The organism is Terrihabitans aquatilis, from assembly GCF_052542005.1.
In genome coordinates, this window is sequence record NZ_JBOCUO010000001.1 from 769019 (window position 1) to 786993 (window position 17975).

At 61.2% G+C, this 17975-nt stretch carries 16 protein-coding genes and 1 other RNA gene; 10 read left to right on the forward strand and 7 right to left on the reverse strand.

Annotated elements, in window-relative coordinates; all coding sequences use genetic code 11:
* Nucleotide 1: 1 nt before the first annotated feature.
* Genes ACQ6S1_RS03850 through ACQ6S1_RS03860 form a run of 3 tightly spaced genes read right to left on the reverse strand, consistent with a single transcriptional unit; the run spans nucleotide 2 to nucleotide 3465 of the window.
* Nucleotides 2-1648 carry a glycosyltransferase family 2 protein gene (locus tag ACQ6S1_RS03850; protein WP_445039823.1) on the reverse strand — a complete coding sequence of 549 codons (1647 nt, stop codon included), beginning with the start codon at nucleotides 1646-1648 and terminating at the stop codon, nucleotides 2-4.
* Nucleotides 1645-2511: a glycosyltransferase family protein gene (locus ACQ6S1_RS03855; RefSeq protein WP_445039824.1), complete on the reverse strand. Its 867-nt coding sequence runs from the start codon at nucleotides 2509-2511 to the stop codon at nucleotides 1645-1647. The genes ACQ6S1_RS03850 and ACQ6S1_RS03855 overlap by 4 nt, the downstream gene beginning before the upstream one ends.
* 57 nt (nucleotides 2512-2568) lie before the next feature.
* Nucleotides 2569-3465: a DMT family transporter gene (locus ACQ6S1_RS03860; RefSeq protein ID WP_445039825.1), complete on the reverse strand. Its 897-nt coding sequence runs from the start codon at nucleotides 3463-3465 to the stop codon at nucleotides 2569-2571.
* 82 nt (nucleotides 3466-3547) lie between these two features.
* Here ACQ6S1_RS03860 and rnpB point away from each other — a divergent pair.
* Both rnpB and ACQ6S1_RS03870 read left to right on the forward strand, forming a co-directional pair.
* An RNA gene (rnpB, locus tag ACQ6S1_RS03865) (RNase P RNA component class A) lies at nucleotides 3548-3931 on the forward strand.
* A 96-nt stretch (nucleotides 3932-4027) separates the two neighbouring features.
* Nucleotides 4028-4240 carry a DUF378 domain-containing protein gene (locus ACQ6S1_RS03870; RefSeq protein WP_445039826.1) on the forward strand — a complete coding sequence of 71 codons (213 nt, stop codon included), beginning with the start codon at nucleotides 4028-4030 and terminating at the stop codon, nucleotides 4238-4240.
* A gap of 37 nt (nucleotides 4241-4277) precedes the next feature.
* On the opposite strand, the gene ACQ6S1_RS03875 is transcribed toward ACQ6S1_RS03870, so the two are convergent.
* Both ACQ6S1_RS03875 and ACQ6S1_RS03880 read right to left on the reverse strand, forming a co-directional pair.
* On the reverse strand, nucleotides 4278-5381 hold the full coding sequence (locus ACQ6S1_RS03875; protein ID WP_445039827.1) for a mechanosensitive ion channel family protein: 1104 nt from the start codon (nucleotides 5379-5381) through the stop codon (nucleotides 4278-4280).
* 119 nt (nucleotides 5382-5500) lie between these two features.
* A complete protein-coding gene (locus ACQ6S1_RS03880; protein WP_445039828.1) occupies nucleotides 5501-6289 on the reverse strand; it encodes an SDR family NAD(P)-dependent oxidoreductase in 789 nt (262 codons plus the stop codon).
* Between the two features lie 138 nt (nucleotides 6290-6427).
* On the opposite strand from ACQ6S1_RS03880, the gene carB reads away from it, so the two are divergent.
* The 8 genes from carB to ACQ6S1_RS03920 all read left to right on the forward strand — a co-directional run bounded on the left by carB (nucleotide 6428) and on the right by ACQ6S1_RS03920 (nucleotide 16175).
* Nucleotides 6428-9694, forward strand: a complete 3267-nt coding sequence (gene carB / locus ACQ6S1_RS03885) for a carbamoyl-phosphate synthase large subunit (protein ID WP_445039829.1) — start codon at nucleotides 6428-6430, stop codon at nucleotides 9692-9694.
* A gap of 88 nt (nucleotides 9695-9782) precedes the next feature.
* Nucleotides 9783-10256, forward strand: coding sequence for a transcription elongation factor GreA (gene greA / locus ACQ6S1_RS03890; protein ID WP_445039830.1), 474 nt, complete (start codon nucleotides 9783-9785; stop codon nucleotides 10254-10256).
* Between the two features lie 175 nt (nucleotides 10257-10431).
* On the forward strand, nucleotides 10432-11535 hold the full coding sequence (locus ACQ6S1_RS03895) for a glycosyltransferase family 4 protein (RefSeq protein WP_445040258.1): 1104 nt from the start codon (nucleotides 10432-10434) through the stop codon (nucleotides 11533-11535).
* The gene (locus tag ACQ6S1_RS03900; protein WP_445039831.1) at nucleotides 11522-12385 is read left to right on the forward strand and encodes a glycosyltransferase; all 864 of its coding nucleotides are present in this window, start codon (nucleotides 11522-11524) and stop codon (nucleotides 12383-12385) included. Before ACQ6S1_RS03895 ends, ACQ6S1_RS03900 begins: the two co-directional genes overlap by 14 nt.
* The gene (locus tag ACQ6S1_RS03905) at nucleotides 12382-13287 is read left to right on the forward strand and encodes a glycosyl transferase (RefSeq protein ID WP_445039832.1); all 906 of its coding nucleotides are present in this window, start codon (nucleotides 12382-12384) and stop codon (nucleotides 13285-13287) included. The genes ACQ6S1_RS03900 and ACQ6S1_RS03905 overlap by 4 nt, the downstream gene beginning before the upstream one ends.
* 13 nt (nucleotides 13288-13300) lie before the next feature.
* Nucleotides 13301-14236, forward strand: coding sequence for a glycosyltransferase family 92 protein (locus ACQ6S1_RS03910; RefSeq protein ID WP_445039833.1), 936 nt, complete (start codon nucleotides 13301-13303; stop codon nucleotides 14234-14236).
* A gap of 75 nt (nucleotides 14237-14311) precedes the next feature.
* A complete protein-coding gene (trxB, locus tag ACQ6S1_RS03915) occupies nucleotides 14312-15277 on the forward strand; it encodes a thioredoxin-disulfide reductase (RefSeq protein ID WP_445039834.1) in 966 nt (321 codons plus the stop codon).
* Between the two features lie 4 nt (nucleotides 15278-15281).
* Nucleotides 15282-16175, forward strand: coding sequence for a LysR family transcriptional regulator (locus ACQ6S1_RS03920; protein WP_445039835.1), 894 nt, complete (start codon nucleotides 15282-15284; stop codon nucleotides 16173-16175).
* 43 nt (nucleotides 16176-16218) lie between these two features.
* On the opposite strand, the gene ACQ6S1_RS03925 is transcribed toward ACQ6S1_RS03920, so the two are convergent.
* Nucleotides 16219-16689 (reverse strand): DUF992 domain-containing protein, encoded by a 471-nt coding sequence (locus tag ACQ6S1_RS03925; protein ID WP_445039836.1) that lies wholly within the window; start codon nucleotides 16687-16689, stop codon nucleotides 16219-16221.
* A gap of 65 nt (nucleotides 16690-16754) precedes the next feature.
* The gene (locus ACQ6S1_RS03930) at nucleotides 16755-17957 is read right to left on the reverse strand and encodes a pyridoxal phosphate-dependent aminotransferase (RefSeq protein ID WP_445039837.1); all 1203 of its coding nucleotides are present in this window, start codon (nucleotides 17955-17957) and stop codon (nucleotides 16755-16757) included.
* Nucleotides 17958-17975 lie beyond the last annotated feature (18 nt).

Below are 17975 nucleotides of genomic sequence, written 5' to 3' on the forward strand. Positions count from 1 at the left end.
ATTAAAAAAATTGCTGGCGGTATCGCTTGCGCTTTTCCGAGTTCTTCGGATGGCGCAAGAACGCCTGTAATTTGACGAACCGGCTTGTTTTCTTCAGCGGCTGAAACCCGAGTTTCTTGTCCTTCATCACGAACGGTGTGAAGCTTATCAAGAGCGAATTTGAAGATCTCGCGCACATCTGGCTGAGCAGTTCCGCATAAGATTGATTCCATACCGTACGATCAATCGGTGTATTATCGAGAATCTTCTCCGCCGTCGGCCGTCGAATTGAGACTCCGACTGTCAGCTTTTGCACCAGGATGGGTTGGGCCTGCATTGTGAGGATGCTGACCATTAGAAGCGTGTAATCCTCGAAATAAACCACTCGGTCGAAGAGACTGTCCGGCACCTGATCAAGCAACGTCTTGCTCAACAGCATTCCGCACATCGGGATGTGATTATTGCCTGATAAAGACCGCGCCCAATCCGCAGAGGCAAATAGATGGCCCGGCTGGATGGTGTAGGACGATCCTTCCAATCCCGATGAGGGCGACAATCTCTCGTGATACGCTTGGCAATCAATGAAGATGGCGGCATCCCGAGTTGCGCTGGCAACGGCAAGCGCCACGCGCTCGGCTTCGTTGGGAAAGAGCCAATCGTCATCGTCTACAAACCAGAAATAATCGGCCTCGACATTTCGGATCACATGGCGGATCAGTAGATTTCGCGTGTCACCGGTCGACAAAGGGCCGGTGCGAATGATTTCGTCCACTAGTCGAAGATCGGTCTCTTCCACCTCGTCCCGATCGGTGATCAAAACGAGCTTAAACCGGGTGGACGTTCCCGCTGCCGCCCGAAAGGCCCCCGCCGTATCGAGCGCGCGGCGCAAAAGACTAGGGCTGCGGAATTGGGTGCGGATCACGATCGCCACCGTTTTCGCGGAGCGACCCACGGCAGCATTTCTTAGCGCCTGCATCTCGATGTCGATCAATCGATCTTCAGGCTTCTTGTACGGAATTGAGACCAGTCCGTTCAAGGTAGTTAGAGTTCGATTATTTAGACGGGATTGCAGATATCTCTCGTAGGAGAGGTTTTTAACCGCAGCACGAAAAGAAGATCCGTCCCCACCGCTTGCGTGCATGCATGCGAGTTGTGGAGCAACAAGAACGCCCAACCCGGCCGCAAGGGCCTCAATACACAGAGAAACATCATAGAGATGGAAACCGAGAAGACTTGGCAGTCTCACATGAGATTGGCGAAGTGCCCGGCAATTGAGCAGTATTGTGTTGCCATCAACTGTCTCGACTGGACATATATCGCGAAGCCGGGTCGGACCACCATGAGGATCCTGCAGACATCTGACAACATTGCTGGCATCGGCACCATAAGACAGCGGAGCAAAACCTGCATTTCCGCAGACGCCCCATCCCGGCCAATTTCGATCCAGATCCAGGACAAGTTCTTCGACGATATTTATAAATTCTCTGCAGACGAAAATATCATCATGAACGAAGAGGGCAACATCGTCCGGATAATCAAAAATGATCTTGTTCAGCAAATCAAAAAGAGACTTACTCCCGAGATGGACTTCGCAATCCACAAACGCCGGATTGTTGGAGCTGAACTTTTTAGCGCTCTCCTTGGAGCGAGCTGCGACATGCACTCTCATTTTCGGATCTCGTGAAACAGGCCGACGCCGCAAACCTTGATCAGAGGGTGGCTCGGACGCCCCGGCAAAGGATGGAAATGGCGGAAGTTGGCATCGACATCCGCAAAGGCGGCAGAAACGATCTCCTTGTCACCGTGACGGACGAGCATTTTGCGGGCGCGCTCCTCCCCTTCCTCACCCCAGAACTTTCTCATGATCAGAAGAAAGTTGCGAAGTCCGAAGTATTTTTCGTTTTCCACGAGATCATCGCGGTAGAACGGACCGCCCGAAAAATGGGCCACCGCTGATTTTGGCTCGTAGATAACCTCAAACCCGGCGAGCCACATCCGCCAGCTGAGATCAACATCCTCGATGTAAAGGAAGTAGTTCTCATCCATCCCACCGATTTGGCCGTAGGCGGCCGTGTTGATCAGAGCGAAGGCTCCGCTTGCCCATGGTGTCGCGCCGGTGTCGGGATCGTATTCCTTGGGGTGTTCAAAAGGCCATTGCCGACCCTCGACGATACCGATCCCGGTGGGATTATAGTTGAAACGGTCAACCAAGGCCTCGATCGACCCCGGCTGGGCGATGCAATCCGGGTTTATGATGATGAAAAACGGAGCGTCGGTTGAGGTTCGCGCGAGGGCATTGTGGGCCTCGGCAAAGCCGATCGTGCCGCCCCGGTCGTTGGACACGTTGACCACAGACACGTTCTGAAACCGCGTGTTTTCCAGAAGCGCGTCCGATGCGGCGTCGTAATTGATCGCACAGAATTCGATGGCGCAATCGGCCGAAGACGCCAATGAAGGAACGAGCACATCCCGGACATGGTCGATGTGATCGGCGCCGTAGACGCAATGGACCCGCACGCTCATGATCTTCACCGGAGCTTTTCAGAGAACGACAAAGCGCCCGGCCGTCCAACCGCGCCATTTCAGCAATCATATCTCGGGCCGCGTCGCGATCGCAACGCCGATGGCGGCCAGTACCATCCCGCCCAGTTGGAGCAGCGTGAACGTCTCGCCGAAGCCGATCCAGGCCATCAGGGCCGTGACGGGGGGCACGAGGTAGAGCAGCGAGGCTGTCTTCACCACCGCGCCCCGCCGGATCATGGCCAGCAGCAGCATCACCGCACCGATCGACAAGCCGAAGACAGACCAGAACAGGCCGGCGAACAATTCGCCCGTCATGTCGAACCTGCCTTCCTCCAGCAGGAAGGCCGCGGCGGCCGTGGGAACCAGCGCCGCCGAGAACTGCACGACATTGCCCGTGCGCAAATCCATGAGACCGCCGGTGCGCTTCTGCCAGATGGTCCCCGCGGTGAAGGCGGCGAAGGCGATGGCCGCGACGCCGAGCGAGATCGGAGGAATGGAGTCCGGCTGCATTCCGAGCTTCGGTGACAGCACGATCGCGGCGCCTGCAAAGCCGAGCACGATGCCAATCCAACGCCGCAAGCCGACACGTTCGCCGAGCAGCGGCTGTGCGACCAAAGCCGTGACCAAGGGCTGAAGGCCGGAAAAGAGGCCCGCGATCCCCGCCGGCAGCCCGTGCTTTACCGCCCAGAAAACACCCCCGAGATACATTCCGTGGAGCAACACGCCGGAGACCGCATTGGCGCCGATCTCACGCGGGGTGCGGGGCCAGGGCGCTTTCTGGATCAGGGCCAGCGGGACGAGCAGGAGAAGAACCAGCACGTACCGCACGCAGGTGAAGGTCAGCGGATCCGCATGCGGCGCGACGAGACGCGCGACGATGAAGCCCGACGACCACAGCACGACGAACAGCAGCGGGACAAAGGTCTCGATTAGAGAAGATCGGCTGGCGGATACGGGCATCATGCCGGCGTCGGTAGACCTCTGCCAGCGTCTTCACAAGCGCCAAGCCTTGCAATCGGGTGCGAACACCCTCTATTGGGGCGCGCCAGTCGGCCGGATGGCTGCTCTGCTTCGGCAGGGAGGAAAGTCCGGGCTCCATGGAGGCACGGTGCCGGATAACGTCCGGCGGGGGTGACCTCAGGGAAAGTGCCACAGAAAGCAAACCGCCCGCGGTCCGCCGCGGGTAAGGGTGAAAGGGTGCGGTAAGAGCGCACCGCGCGCCTGGCAACAGGAGCGGCAAGGCAAACCCCACCGGGAGCAAAACCGAATAGGAGCGGCGCGGGCTCGCCCAGGTCCCGCCTCCAGACCGCTGCTCGGGTTGGTTGCTCGAGGCATCCGGCAACGGATGTCCCAGAGGAATGGCCGTCGCGTCGGCTGCGGGCAACCGCAACCGGCCCTACAAAACCCGGCTTATAGGCCGACTGGCGCCCAATTTCTCGTGATCGCGCACAAACGGCGGAACCGACGACACAACCGGCGATTGCCTCACCACGGCCATCCTCAAGGACCGTCGAGGCAACGCGTCATGCACATCGTGAACATCATCACTCTTCTGCTCATCATCGTCGGCGGCCTGAATTGGGGCCTCGTCGGTGCGTTCGACTTCAATCTCGTCGAATCCATTTTCGGTGTCGGCACCGCCCTCACCCGGCTCGTCTACATCCTGGTGGGACTGTCGGCCTTGGTGCAGCTTTATTACTGGGTGCAGTCCCTTTCCCGGCCGCGCACCCTGTATTGATCGGAAAGGTCCGGGCAGTCCCGGGCCTTCCTCACATTCATTGCGGCCGCATACCCGCCAGCGCCGCGAATTCGGAACGGCTACCGGCGCTGACGTCGAGGCGCGAGCGTGGCAGACCCTCGGGATGGCGCTCCTTCAGCCATCCCACCATTTTCTCACGCACCTCGCAGCGCAAGTCGAAGGCGCTGCCGGCATTGCGCGCGCTCATGAGGGCGCGGAGCTCCATCGTGTTTTCACGCAGGTCGGTCACCTGGAGCGCCCAGGCGCGGCCATCCCAATATTTCGACTGCTTGAGGATCTCGCCGAGTTCCTGACGCATCTCTTCCACGGGCACCGAATAATCGACGTAAAGCATCGACGTGCCGAGGATCTGCGGATTTTCGCGCGTCCAGTTCTGGAACGGCTTTTCCAGAAAGTACGACAGCGGCAGGATAAGCCGGCGCTGGTCCCAGATGTTCACCACAACATAAGTCGAGGTGATGTCCTCGACCGTGCCCCATTCGCCTTCCAGCACCACCTGATCGCCGATGCGGATGGGTTCGCTGAACGCGATCTGAATGCCGGCCAGCAGATTGCTGATGGCGGGCCGCGCGGCGAGACCGATGGCGATGCCGGCAACACCGGCCGAGGCGAAAAGGCTGACGCCGACGGTCTGAAGCGCCGGAATAACCGTGAAGATCAGGCCGATGGTCGCAACGGCGATCGCTGTAAGCGCGAGACGCCTGAGGAGATTGTAGCGCGTCTGCCGGCGTCGGACGTGGACGTCCTCGAAATTTGCGCCATCCCGCTTCGCGTAGAGATCAAAGGCGAAGCTCGCGAGGCGATAGGCCCCGATACCGACGGCCGCGACCAGAATGACGGCGCATACCTGCTGAAGCCCGGCCTGCATGTAAAGCGTGACCCCGGTGACCGGGAGAAGCAGGAAAAACGCGACGGTTCCCACGATCAGTGAAAGCGAGAAGCGCAGCCGCTTCAGGACATGGGCGACAAAGCGTGTATGGGCATATTTTTCGAAGCGCAGTCCTACAAACGCCAGGACGACCGAGGCCAGCAGCATGACCAATGCGGCGACCCCTAGCCCCGCAAGAACCCAGACCCACGGCGGCAGCGCGAGAACCCAGCTTGGCAGAACGAGATCCATCGCGATCTCCTTGCTTTGTTGGTGTGCAATCCAAAACGGTCGGATGCCCGGCCAACGGTCTGCGCGGCGATGGGTTCATGCATAACGGTGTTGCGAAAAGCGAATACCGTCCTGTTTATTCAGGGGCCCGCAACCTTCTGCAAGCGCCCGGCAGCCCAGCGGGTGAGGAAGCGCGGCATCATGCGCGACCCGAACACGGCGATGTTGTTCAGAAGACCTGGGACGGCGATGGCAACGTTGCGACGATAGGCACGATGGCCATAGCGCGCCACGGAAACCGAATCCGCCGCGCCGAAGGTGAACAGCTTGCTGCCCTGGAGGTTGGCCACGTCTGCGAATTCGGTGTCGACCGGCCCCGGGCAAAGCGCGCTGACATAGACGCCGTGGGGCTTTGCCTCCTCGTGCAAGGCTTCCGAAAGCGACAGCACATAGGCCTTGGTGGCGTAATAGACCGCCATATACGGCCCTGCCTGGAAGGCGGCCATCGAGGCCACGTTGAGGATGCCTCCCTGCCCGCGGGCGATCATACCGGGCAGGAACAGGCGCGACAGGCAGGTCAGCGCGGCGATGTTTACGGCCACCATGTCCGATTGGCGATCCGTCGGCAGCGTGTGGAAGCGGCCGCGCAGGCCAAAGCCGGCATTGTTCACGAGGGTGTGGACGATGATGCCCTCGCGCGTCACCCAATCGAACAGAGCTTGAGGTGCGGCTGGATCGGCCAGATCGAGCGGCAAGACCCGCACGGGCACGTCATGCATCGCCGAAAGCTCAGCCGCCAGTGCGTCCAGCCGCTCACGACGGCGCGCAACGAGGACGAGCCCATCGCCATCCGCCGCGAACAAGCGCGCCAGTTCCAATCCGATGCCGGATGATGCTCCCGTGACGATCGTCCAGCGTGGTTCGGCCATATCTATCCTGTGGTTAAGCACGCGGGACTTTCGCAAAGCCTCCGCACTGTGTAAACGACGCCTCTAGCCTATCATCGCCAAAACCGCCGCAACGGCCCGCGCACCTTTGCGCGCGCAAACGTCACGGAACGCCCCGCTGTGCCCAAACGCCTCGACATAAAATCGATCCTCATCATCGGCGCCGGTCCGATCGTCATCGGCCAGGCTTGCGAGTTCGATTATTCCGGCACCCAGGCCTGTAAGGCGCTGCGCGAGGAGGGCTACCGGATCATCCTGGTGAACTCCAACCCGGCGACGATCATGACCGATCCGGAGCTGGCGGACGCGACCTACATCGAGCCGATCACGCCGGAGATCGTGGCCAAGATCATCGAGAAGGAGCGGCCCGATGCCCTCCTTCCCACGATGGGCGGGCAGACGGCGCTGAACTGCGCGCTGTCCTTGCGGAAGATGGGCGTGCTGGAGAAGTTCGGCGTCGAGATGATCGGCGCCACGGCGGAGGCCATCGACAAGGCCGAGGATCGCGACCTCTTCAAGCAGGCCATGACCAAGATCGGCCTCGACACGCCGAACTCCCGTCTCGCCCATTCGATGTCGGAAGCCCTGCAGGCGCTGGACGAGATCGGCCTGCCGGCCATCATCCGCCCCTCCTTCACAATGGGCGGCACGGGGGGCGGCATCGCCTACAATAAGGCCGAGTTCGTCGACATCATCGAGCGCGGCATCGACGCCTCCCCCACCGACGAGGTCCTTATCGAGGAGAGCGTCATCGGCTGGAAGGAGTTCGAGATGGAGGTGGTCCGCGACAAGGCGGACAATTGCATCATCATCTGCTCCATCGAGAACATCGATCCGATGGGCATCCACACCGGCGATTCGATCACGGTGGCCCCGGCGCTGACGCTGACCGACAAGGAATATCAGCGCATGCGCGACGCCTCGATCGCGGTTCTGCGCGAGATCGGTGTCGAGACGGGTGGTTCGAACGTGCAGTTCGCCATCGACCCCGCGAACGGCCGCATGATCGTGATCGAGATGAACCCGCGTGTCTCGCGTTCGTCCGCGCTTGCGTCGAAGGCCACGGGCTTTCCCATTGCCAAGGTCGCGGCCAAGCTGGCCGTCGGCTACACGCTCGATGAGATCGCAAACGACATCACCGGCGGTGCGACGCCGGCGAGCTTCGAACCCACCATCGACTACGTAGTGGTGAAGGCTCCCCGCTTCGCCTTCGAGAAATTCCCGGGCGCCGAGCAAAATCTGACCACCTCGATGAAATCCGTCGGCGAGGCCATGTCCATCGGCCGCACCTTCAACGAAGCCATGCAGAAGGCGCTGCGCTCGCTGGAGATCGGGCTCACCGGCTTCGACGAGGTCGAGATCGAGGGGCTTGGCCAGGGCGACGACAAGAACGCGGTGCGCGCTGCGCTGGCCGCCCCCCTGCCCAACCGCATCGTGACCTGCGCCCACGCGCTTCGTCTCGGCCTCACGGTCGAGCAGGTGCACGAGGCCTGCAAGATCGATCCGTGGTTCCTCAACCAGATCAAGAGCGTCGTCGACACCGAGGACAAGGTGCGGCGTCTCGGCCTGCCGAAGACGGCCGGCGCCCTGCGCTCGTTGAAATCCATGGGCTTCTCGGACGCTCGCCTCGCCAAACTGGCCGGCACCAGCGAGAAGGACGTGGCGGGGCTGCGTCATTCGCTCGACGTGCGCCCGGTGTTCAAGCGCATCGACACCTGCGCCGCCGAGTTCGCATCGCCAACGCCCTATATGTATTCCAGCTACACGCCGCTGTTCGACGGCCGCCCGGCCGATGAGGCGCAGCCCAGCGAGCACAAGAAGGTGGTAATCCTCGGCGGCGGTCCGAACCGCATCGGCCAGGGCATCGAGTTCGATTATTGCTGCTGCCACGCCTGCTTCGCACTGCGTGATGCTGGCTACGAGACCATCATGGTCAATTGCAATCCGGAGACCGTGTCGACCGATTACGACACCTCGGATCGACTCTATTTCGAGCCCCTGACGGCCGAAGACGTACTTGAGATCCTGCACACCGAGCGCCTGCACGGCACTCTGCACGGCGTTATCGTCCAATTTGGCGGCCAGACCCCGCTGAAGCTGGCTCAGGCACTGGAAGATGCGGGCATTCCCATCCTCGGCACCTCGCCCGATGCGATCGACCTCGCCGAGGACCGCGACCGTTTCAGCCAATTGTTGCGGAACCTCGATCTGCGCCAGCCGCAGAACGGCATCGCCACCTCGACCGAGGAAGCGCGTGTCATCGTCGACCGGATCGGCTTCCCCGTCGTTATCCGGCCGTCCTACGTGCTTGGCGGGCGCGCCATGGAGATCGTTCGCGATCCAGGCCAGCTCGAACGCTACATGCGCGAGGCCGTGGTGGTTTCCGGCGATAGCCCGGTGCTGATCGACCGCTATCTCTCCGACGCCATCGAGGTGGACGTCGACTGCCTGTGCGACGGAAAGGACGCCTTCGTCGCGGGCATCATGCAGCACATCGAGGAAGCTGGCGTGCATTCAGGCGATTCGGCCTGCTCGCTGCCGCCCTATTCGCTGAAGCCCGAAACGATCACCGAGATCGAGGCGCAGACGAAGAAGATGGCGCTGGCGCTGGAAGTCGGCGGCCTGATGAACGTGCAATACGCCATCAAGGACGGCGACATTTATGTGCTGGAGGTGAATCCGCGCGCCTCCCGCACCGTGCCCTTCGTGGCCAAGACCGTCGGCCGGCCGATCGCCAAGATCGCAGCCCGCATCATGGCCGGCGAAAACCTCGCCTCGTTCGGGCTCACGCCGCAGACGCTCGATCACATCGCCGTCAAGGAGGCCGTGTTCCCGTTTGCCCGCTTCCCGGGAGTCGACACGATCCTCGGACCGGAAATGCGCTCGACCGGAGAGGTCATGGGGCTCGACCGTGATTTCGCGATCGCCTTCGCCAAGAGCCAGCTCGGCGGCGGCACGCGCGTGCCAACCTCCGGCACCGCATTCGTTTCGGTGAAGGACGGCGACAAATCCCGGATCGTGGATGCCGTAAAGCTGCTCGTCAGCCTCGGCTTTGAGATCATCGCCACCACGGGCACCCAGCGTTTCCTCGAGGAGCAGGGTGTCGTCGCCCGGCCAATCAACAAGGTGCTCGAAGGCCGCCCGCACATCGTGGACGCCATCAAGAATGGCGAGGTCCAGCTGGTCATCAACACAACCGAAGGTGCGGGTGCTCTCAGCGACAGCCGCTCGCTCCGGCGTGCAGCCCTCTTGCACAAAGTGCCCTACTATACCACCCTAGCTGGAGCGATTGCGGCGGCACAGGGCATCCGGGCCTACCTTGAGGGGGATCTGGAAGTTCGGCCATTGCAGTCCTACTTCGCCGGGGAAGTCCAAACCCCGAACTGATTCGGGACGTTACCCGCAACCTGTGACTGGCATCGCGTGAGCCGACACTCACGCGTGCCGGCGTCTTTTTGCGTGAGAGAAGAAGATCATGGAAAAAGTTCCGATGACCGCTTCCGGACATGAGGCCCTCGAAACGGACCTCAAGAAGCGGACCTCCGAGGAGCGCCCGCGCATCATTGCGGCCATCGCCGAGGCGCGCAGCCATGGCGATCTCTCGGAGAACGCGGAATATCATGCGGCCAAAGAGCAGCAGAGCCTGAACGAGGGTCGCATCGCCGAGATCGAAAGCATCCTGGCGCGCGCCGAGATCATCGATCCCACCAAGCTGAAGGGCGACACCGTGACCTTCGGCGCCAAGGTGAAGCTGATCGATGAGGACACCGAGGAAGAGCGTACCTACCAGCTTGTCGGAGAGTTCGAGGCCGACGTGAAAGCCGGACGCATCTCCATCACCTCGCCCATCGCGCGTGCGCTCGTGGGCAAGAAGATCGGCGATCAGGTGGAAGTGACCGCGCCGGGCGGTGCCAAGAGCTATGAGATCCTGGACATCCGTTTCGAGTAAGCCGTTCAGGAGTTAGCAACATTTGCCCGCATAGGTTGCGCATGGCCCGGTGGGGGAGCGGCGACTCACAGACGGTGCAACGTCTGGCAAGCTCCGGTTCAATTCCGGAGCCGGGCCTCCAATCATGTCCGACGAGCGGGCGCGCGTGATGAACGTGCGCCTCTCACGTTCGGTTATGAACGTCGATCTGCGGGCGATACATGTGGTCGCGCCCAATCTTAACCGCAGATTCTCTGGCGTTACGGCCACCATATTGGCCCTCATCCCTCATCAGGCGCGGAGCCTGAAGATCGCGGCGCTCGGCCATCACATCCCGGCCGACTTTCCGCGTATTGGCTGGAGCGACATCCTCCGCCATGGATGGACGCGGCCGAGCAATAGGTCATTTCGCATCTGGCATGCCCGCCGCAACATCGAAATGATCGCTGGCGTTCTTCTGCGCGACGTTCTGCGGCAGCCGTGGCGGCTGGTCTTCACGTCTGCTGCCCAGCGTCATCACACGAGCTTTACCAAATGGCTGATCCGGCGCATGGACGCGGTGATCGCCACCTCCCCGCAGGCCGCCTCGTATCTCGAAGTGCTATCCACAACCATCATGCATGGCGTAGACCTCGACAAATTCCGCCCGAGCGAGGACCGCGCGGCGGAATGGGCGAAAACCGGCCTGCCCGGCCGCTATGGCATCGGCGCCTTCGGCCGGATCCGCCATCAGAAAGGCACCGATCTGTTCGTGCAGGCGATGTGCCGCCTCCTGCCGAAATATCCGGACTTCACCGCTGTGGTCATCGGCCTGGCAACGCCGGACAATGCAGGCTTCCTCAACGAACTCCGCCGCAGGGTGACCGACGCCGGCCTGACGGACCGCATCCTGTTTCTCGGCGAGCTTCCGGCCGACGAGATTCCGGGCTGGTTTCGCCGCCTCCTGATCCACGTCGCCCCCCAGCGATGGGAAGGCTTTGGGCTGACGCCTCTTGAGGCAATGGCGAGCAGCACCGCGGTCGTCGCCACCCGTGCGGGCGTCTTCGAGCATCTGGTGGCGGATGCAGAGACCGGCTTTGTGGTCGATATCGAGGATCTGCCGACCCTCACCTCCCGTCTCGAAACCTTGATGGCGGACCCCGGCCGGGCGGAGCTTATGGCGAGATCGGGTCGCGTGCGCGCTGAAAAGGCGTTTGGCCTTACGGAAGAAGCGCGCCGCATCGGCCAGATTTATGCCGAGCTATGGAAAGAGGAAGTCTCGGCCTCGGAGAAAAAGAGGCTCGGCGATGTCGTCCCCTAACATGATTCCGGCGCCAGAAATCGGCCCCGCAAACACGCTCCTTTGCGTGTTTTCCTATAATATGGGAGCCTCGCTGAAGATCTGCCTTGAATCGACGCGGCAATTCTGCCCGAATTTTCGCGTCATCGTGTGCGACGACAACAGTGAAGACCCGCAAACGCGCCAAGTTCTCGAGGATCATCGAGGATGGCTCGATCAGGTCATCGTGAACACAGACCCGAAGGACGGAAAGCGGCACGGAAATCTTTATGCCAATATCCGCAACATGCTGGATCATGCCTGCGAGAACGGCTTCGACTACCTCTTCATGATCCAGGATGACATGCAGTTCGTCCGTCCGTTCTCGCCGGAGGTCAGGCAGCAATATTCGCGAATGTTCGCCACGAGCGAAAAAGTCCTGCAAGTCGACCCGCGTTTCCTGCGGGGTGGTGAGTACGAAATTATGCCGGATATTCGGGCTTATCGGCACGGCCCTGAAACCGCTTACGCCGATGTCGGGGTCACACATCTGGGTCGCCTGAAGGCCTCAGGATGGATTCTGCAGGACGGGGAAGGCATCAATCGGGAAGCCCTCGCGGACATGGATTACCAGCGGCTCTTTCCCTTCTCGCCGATCATGATGCATGTGCCGTTTCCGAAACTGTTTCGGAAGGGCAAGAGAAAGGTCCGGATCTTCCCGTTCAACCGGGGGAGATATTCGTTCCATGCGATGACCGAAACGGAAATTGCGGCAATGGATGCCCGCCCGTTCGAAGAGCTCCCCATTTTCCGAAAGTTCCTGCGCCCCCGAAACATGAGGCTGTCCCGCCTCGCCTATTCCTGGCGCAAGGACACGAAGATATTCACATGAGTCTCACCCGCGCGCCGATTTTCACGCGGCATCAACGCAAGCCGCTGCACCGTCGTCTGATCAAGCTGTCCTTGATCGGCATTCCTCGCTGGTCGCACGCGCACAATTGGCTGCCGGCGCTGCGATTGAAGCGCGACGAAAAAGGAAGTTTCTGCGCAGCGACTTTCCAAGGACAGGATGTCTGCACGCTGCACCCTGCACGCATCCTGAAGGAAGCTACCGTACAGGATGAATTGTTCGTCGTTGGAAGCGGTCCATCGGTTGCCACGACGTCATTTGACGCGGTCGGGCCGAAGTCTGCGATCCTGCTCAACGGAGCGTGTACCCTGATCGGTGAGACGGTCGAATGTCCGCTCGCCATCGCGATCGAAGATGAGCGCTTCATCTGGCGTCACATGGCACTGCTGGATGCCAAGGCACCGCGCGACACCATCCTCTTGCTGTCTGCCGGAGTGATCCGAGCCATCTGCGAAATTGATCCGAGATGGCTTTTGGAAAGACGCGTGGTGCTGATCGACGATGTTCGAAAGCCGTATGGTCGACCACGCCAATCCGTGGCGGATTTACGCCGTATTCCCGGCGCCGTGCTAAACGACAAGGGAGATGCGGGCTTCTCGACCGATCCGGATATCGGCGTCTTTCAGGGGGGATCTGTCGCGGTCTCCGCCGTTCAGTTTGCGGCCTTCTGTACGCCATCCACGATCGGGCTGATTGGCATCGACATCATGAACGCCGACCAGCCGCGCTTCTATGAGACGTCGGGTGACACGGCACCGTCCGGCATCAAGAGGTCACAAGCCCGCATTCTCAGGCACATGGTGCTGGCCAAGGATGTCTGTCGGGATCAGGGAACACATCTTCGCAGTCATTCGCCGATATCGCTGCTCAACCAGATTCTCTAACGCGGGACAGACAGTGCGGCTTTTCAAGAAAAAAGACCCCTTCACCAAGCAATTGTCGATCACGCCGCCGAAACCCGCGGCCGATCGGCACGGCGTGGCGATTGCGGTCATGGTCAAAAACGAGCGGGTCTATATCGAGGAATGGATCCGCTTCCATCAGGCGGTCGGAATACGGCATTTCTATTTTTACGATGACGCCTCCACGGATGGCACATTCGAAATCGTCGCAAAGACGTTGCCGAACCAGAATTTCACCGTCATTCCTTGGCATATGAGGCTGGCGGACGCGCCTCGTGAGGTTGTTCTCAACGCCCAGGCTCTGGCCTTCGCGCACGCCCTCCTGAACTTTGGGGCAGGCTATCGCTGGATGGCATTCATCGATGTGGACGAGTTCCTGCTACCCAAGACGGGAGACAATATCGAGGATGCACTGGTCGGAGCTCAGGGGTTTCCGATCATCGCCCTGCCTTGGCATATGTTCGGAACGAGCGGCCATCGCACGCGCCCTTCCGGACCGGTGCTCCGGAATTACACAATGCGTGGTACCGACCCACTCAGCGCCAAGAAGAATGCGAGCAACTTCAAGTGCATCGTGGATCCAAGTGAGGTGAGCCGGGTTAGTATTCACCATTTTCAGAGCGCACGGCACGGCGAATTGATGGCGAACGATGCAGGTTTCACGGCGACGCGAAAGGGTCGCAAGGCACCAGCATTCTATTCGTCGAAATTCCTGCAATTAAACCATTATTACTCGAAATCAGCTGAGGAATTGGAGGCGAAGCTCGCCCGTGGTCCAGCCTCACCAGCGTCGAGACAGCGTCATGCAACTCGGGTCAAGACCGGCATGGCGAGCATCGAATCCGACATGATCGAGGACCGCGCCATGATCGATTTCCTCGACCGCAAGGGCATCGTCCTGGAAGTCTCAGACGTACCCACAGGCATCTAAGGCCTTTGCCTTGAAAGAGTCTGTCCGGCGCACCTACATTGGGCACCACGCTTTCGTCCGCAGTGAAGTGATCCGATGACCTCTCCCGAGCACACGCGTCTCATCATTCTCGGCTCGGGCCCGGCGGGCTATACCGCGGCCATCTACGCCGCGCGCGCAATGCTGACGCCGGTCATGATCTGCGGCATCCAGCCGGGCGGACAGCTGACGATCACCTCCGATGTCGAGAATTATCCGGGTTTTTCCGATCCCATCGGCGGCCCGTGGCTGATGGAGCAGATGCAGGCACAGGCCGAACGGTTCGGCACCCGCATCGAGAATGATCACATCGCCGAGGTCGATCTGTCGCGCCGGCCGTTCACGCTGCGGGGCGAGTCCGGCAAGGTCTGGACCTGCGACAGCCTCATCATCGCGACCGGTGCGCAGGCACGCTGGCTCGGCCTGCCGAGCGAGGACCGCTACAAGGGATATGGCGTGTCGGCCTGCGCCACCTGCGACGGGTTCTTCTTCCGGGGCAAGGAGATCGCCGTTATCGGCGGTGGCAACACGGCGGTGGAGGAGGCCCTCTTCCTGACCAATTTCGCCTCCAAGGTCTATCTCGTCCACCGTCGCGACAGCTTGCGCGCCGAACGCATCATGCAGGATCGCCTGTTTGCCCATCCTAAGGTCGAGCTTGTGTGGGATTCCGTCGTGGACGAAATCGTAGGTGGCGGAACGCCGCCTGCGGTCGGCGCTATCCGTGTGAAGAACATCAAGACCTCGGTTGAAACGCAGATCGATGTGGAAGGCGTGTTCGTCGCCATCGGTCATGCGCCGGCAACCGAATTGTTCGCGGGGCAGCTCCCGCTGGATGAGTCAGGATATCTCTTGGTTGAGCCAGGCACGTCACAGACAAGCATTCCCGGGGTCTTCGCTGCCGGCGATGTGACCGACAAGGTCTACCGGCAGGCGGTCACGGCCGCCGGCATGGGCTGCATGGCGGCGCTCGATGCCGAGCGCTACCTGCACGCCCAGGCCTCCCTTGCAATGGCTGCGGAATAAGGCCATGTCGCTTGATTGGGACAAGCTGAGAATCTTCCACGCCGCGGCTGAGGCCAAGAGCTTTACCCATGGCGGCGATAAACTGGGCCTGTCCCAATCCGCGGTGAGCCGACAGGTTTCGGCGCTCGAGGCCGAGTTGAAGGTTCCGCTGTTCCACCGCCACGCGCGCGGCCTGCTGCTGACGGAACAGGGCGAATTGTTGTTCCGCACCACGCAGGAATTGTTCGCCAAGCTGGAATCCACGAAGCTCCTGCTGACCGATAGCCGCGAACGCCCGCACGGCGTGCTGAAGGTGACGACGTCGGTCGGCCTCGGCGGCGGCTGGCTGTCGCCCCTGCTCGGTGAATTTCTCGATCTCTATCCCGAGATCTTCGTCACGCTTATGCTGACCGACGACGAGCTGGACCTTGCCATGCGCGAGGCCGATGTCGGCATTCGTCTGAGGCAGCCCACCCAGTCTGAGCTGATCCAGCGCAAGCTGTTCCCGGTCCATTACCACGTCTACGCATCGCCGGATTACCTGGAGCGTTTCGGCCAGCCGAAGACCGCCGCGGATCTCGACAAGCACCGTATCGTCGGCTTCGGCGGCCTGGTGCCGACATTCCTCCAGCCCTTGAACTGGCTGGCTTATGTGGGGCGCGAGGATTCCGATCCGCGCCAGCCGAGCATGTCCGTCAACAACATGCTGGGGCTGAAGCGCGCGGTCGAAGGGGGCGTCGGCCTGGGCGTGCTGCCGCAATATCTCTATGAGCCGAACGATCGTCTGGTCCGGGTATTGGAAGATTACGACACGCCGGTGCTGGAGGCCTACCTCGCATATCCGGAAGAGCTGCGCAGCGTGCGGCGTATCCAGGTGTTCCGGGATTTCCTTCTGGCGAAGGTCTCCGGCTGGTCATGAAAAAGGCGCTCCCGGGAGCGCCTTTCTTTTATCGCGCGCACACTCAGCGCGTCGGCGAACGCAGCGTGATCGAGCCGATGCCTGCGGCCACGTTGAGGCCCGTCTGCATGCCTACCGAAAGCGGCTGCAGTGAAATGGTGCGATCAGAGCCACCGACCAGCACGTTGGCGCTCGCGCCGACGCCCACCGTGGCTTGCCCGGAAACGCCGGCATAGGTGCCTTCCAGAGCACCCGGCCTCAACGTGTCCGTCGGGGCAAGGACCGTCCACACCATGACGGATTTGCCCGTGACGCCGATATCGACGCCGACCTTGCTGATCTCGCCGCTGTAAGGTTCCGTGATCTTGCCGTCGGCTGACGTGTAGCGGCAGCTCATGGCCTTCGTGGAGCCCACGATCAATCCGACGCCGCCGGACACGTCGCATTCCAGGAGGCCAGCTTCGGTGGCGCTGTGCGCCGGGGCCATTGGCAGCAGGAGGCCGCCGAGGGCCGCCGCGAATACGAGCTTTTTCATCGAAAGAACCTCCTGAACACGCTGGCGTCAGAACGCAGCGTGTTCAGGCAAGGTTCCTACTGGGCTCAGCGCAGTTCGGCGCAGAACTTCTGGATGCGGCGGCAGGCTTCTTCCAGCTTCTCCGTCGACGTGGCGTAGGAGATGCGGAAATTGGGGCCGAGTCCAAAAGCCGAACCGTGGACGACCGCCACGCCTTCGGAATCGAGCAATTCGGAAACGAAGTCCTCGTCGGTCTCGATCACCTTGCCCGAAGGCGCGGTCTTGCCGATCGTGCCTGCGCACGACGGATAGACGTAGAACGCGCCTTCCGGCGACGGGCAATCGATGCCGGGAGCTTGGTTCAGCATCGACACCACCAGATCGCGACGCTCCTCGAAAATCTTGGCGCGCTCGGCGATGAAGTCCTGCGGACCTTCCAGAGCCTCGACGGCCGCCCACTGGGCGATGGAGCAGGCGCCCGAGGTCTGCTGGCCCTGGATCATGTCCATGGCCTTGATCAGCTGCTGCGGACCGGCTGCGTAGCCGATACGCCAACCGGTCATGGCATAGGCCTTCGACACGCCGTTCATCGTCAGGGTCCGCTCGTAGAGCTCGGGCTCGACTTCGGCAGGCGTGGCGAATGTGAAATCGCCATAGGTCAGGTGCTCATACATGTCGTCGGTCAGCACCCACACATGGGGATGCTTCACGAGCACGTCCGTCAGAGCCTTGAGTTCGTCGCGCGTATAGGCGGCGCCCGAGGGGTTCGACGGCGAGTTGAAGATCAGCCACTTGGTTTTGGGCGTGATGGCCGCTTCGAGATCGGCCGCCTGGAGCTTGAAATTGTTCTCCTGCGTGGTCGAAACGATCACAGGCTCGCCGCCATTCAGCGCCACCATCTCCGGATAGCTGACCCAATACGGCGCGGGGATGATGACTTCATCCCCCGGATTCATCGTCGCCACAAAGGCGTTGTAGAGAATCTGCTTTCCGCCGGTACCGACGATCACCTGCGAAGGGAGATAATCGAGATTGTTCTCGCGCTTGAACTTCTTGACGATGGCCTCGCGCAGCTGCGGAATGCCGGGCACAGGCGTGTATTTCGTCTCGCCACGCTCTATGGCGGAAATGGCGGCGGCCTTGATGTTGTCCGGAGTGTCGAAATCGGGCTCGCCCGCGCCGAGCGAGATAACGCTCCGGCCCTGGGCCGTCAGCTCCCGCGCCTTCTGGGTGACGGCAAGCGTGGCGGACGGCTTAACGCGGCTGAGGCTCTCGGCGAGGAAGCCCATAATTACTCTCCGGACTGG

Excerpts from the sequence above, each read along its gene's own strand:
- ACQ6S1_RS03900 (WP_445039831.1), top strand. The coding sequence starts at position 11,522 with ATGTCGTCCCCTAACATGATTCCGGCGCCAGAAATCGGCCCCGCAAAC.
- ACQ6S1_RS03920 (WP_445039835.1), top strand. The coding sequence starts at position 15,282 with ATGTCGCTTGATTGGGACAAGCTGAGAATCTTCCACGCCGCGGCTGAG.
- trxB (WP_445039834.1), top strand. The coding sequence starts at position 14,312 with ATGACCTCTCCCGAGCACACGCGTCTCATCATTCTCGGCTCGGGCCCG.
- ACQ6S1_RS03870 (WP_445039826.1), top strand. The coding sequence starts at position 4,028 with ATGCACATCGTGAACATCATCACTCTTCTGCTCATCATCGTCGGCGGC.
- ACQ6S1_RS03925 (WP_445039836.1), bottom strand. The coding sequence starts at position 16,689 with ATGAAAAAGCTCGTATTCGCGGCGGCCCTCGGCGGCCTCCTGCTGCCA.
- ACQ6S1_RS03880 (WP_445039828.1), bottom strand. The coding sequence starts at position 6,289 with ATGGCCGAACCACGCTGGACGATCGTCACGGGAGCATCATCCGGCATC.
- ACQ6S1_RS03875 (WP_445039827.1), bottom strand. The coding sequence starts at position 5,381 with ATGGATCTCGTTCTGCCAAGCTGGGTTCTCGCGCTGCCGCCGTGGGTC.
- ACQ6S1_RS03905 (WP_445039832.1), top strand. The coding sequence starts at position 12,382 with ATGAGTCTCACCCGCGCGCCGATTTTCACGCGGCATCAACGCAAGCCG.
- ACQ6S1_RS03895 (WP_445040258.1), top strand. The coding sequence starts at position 10,432 with ATGAACGTCGATCTGCGGGCGATACATGTGGTCGCGCCCAATCTTAAC.
- ACQ6S1_RS03930 (WP_445039837.1), bottom strand. The coding sequence starts at position 17,957 with ATGGGCTTCCTCGCCGAGAGCCTCAGCCGCGTTAAGCCGTCCGCCACG.
- ACQ6S1_RS03860 (WP_445039825.1), bottom strand. The coding sequence starts at position 3,465 with ATGATGCCCGTATCCGCCAGCCGATCTTCTCTAATCGAGACCTTTGTC.
- greA (WP_445039830.1), top strand. The coding sequence starts at position 9,783 with ATGGAAAAAGTTCCGATGACCGCTTCCGGACATGAGGCCCTCGAAACG.
- ACQ6S1_RS03850 (WP_445039823.1), bottom strand. The coding sequence starts at position 1,648 with ATGAGAGTGCATGTCGCAGCTCGCTCCAAGGAGAGCGCTAAAAAGTTC.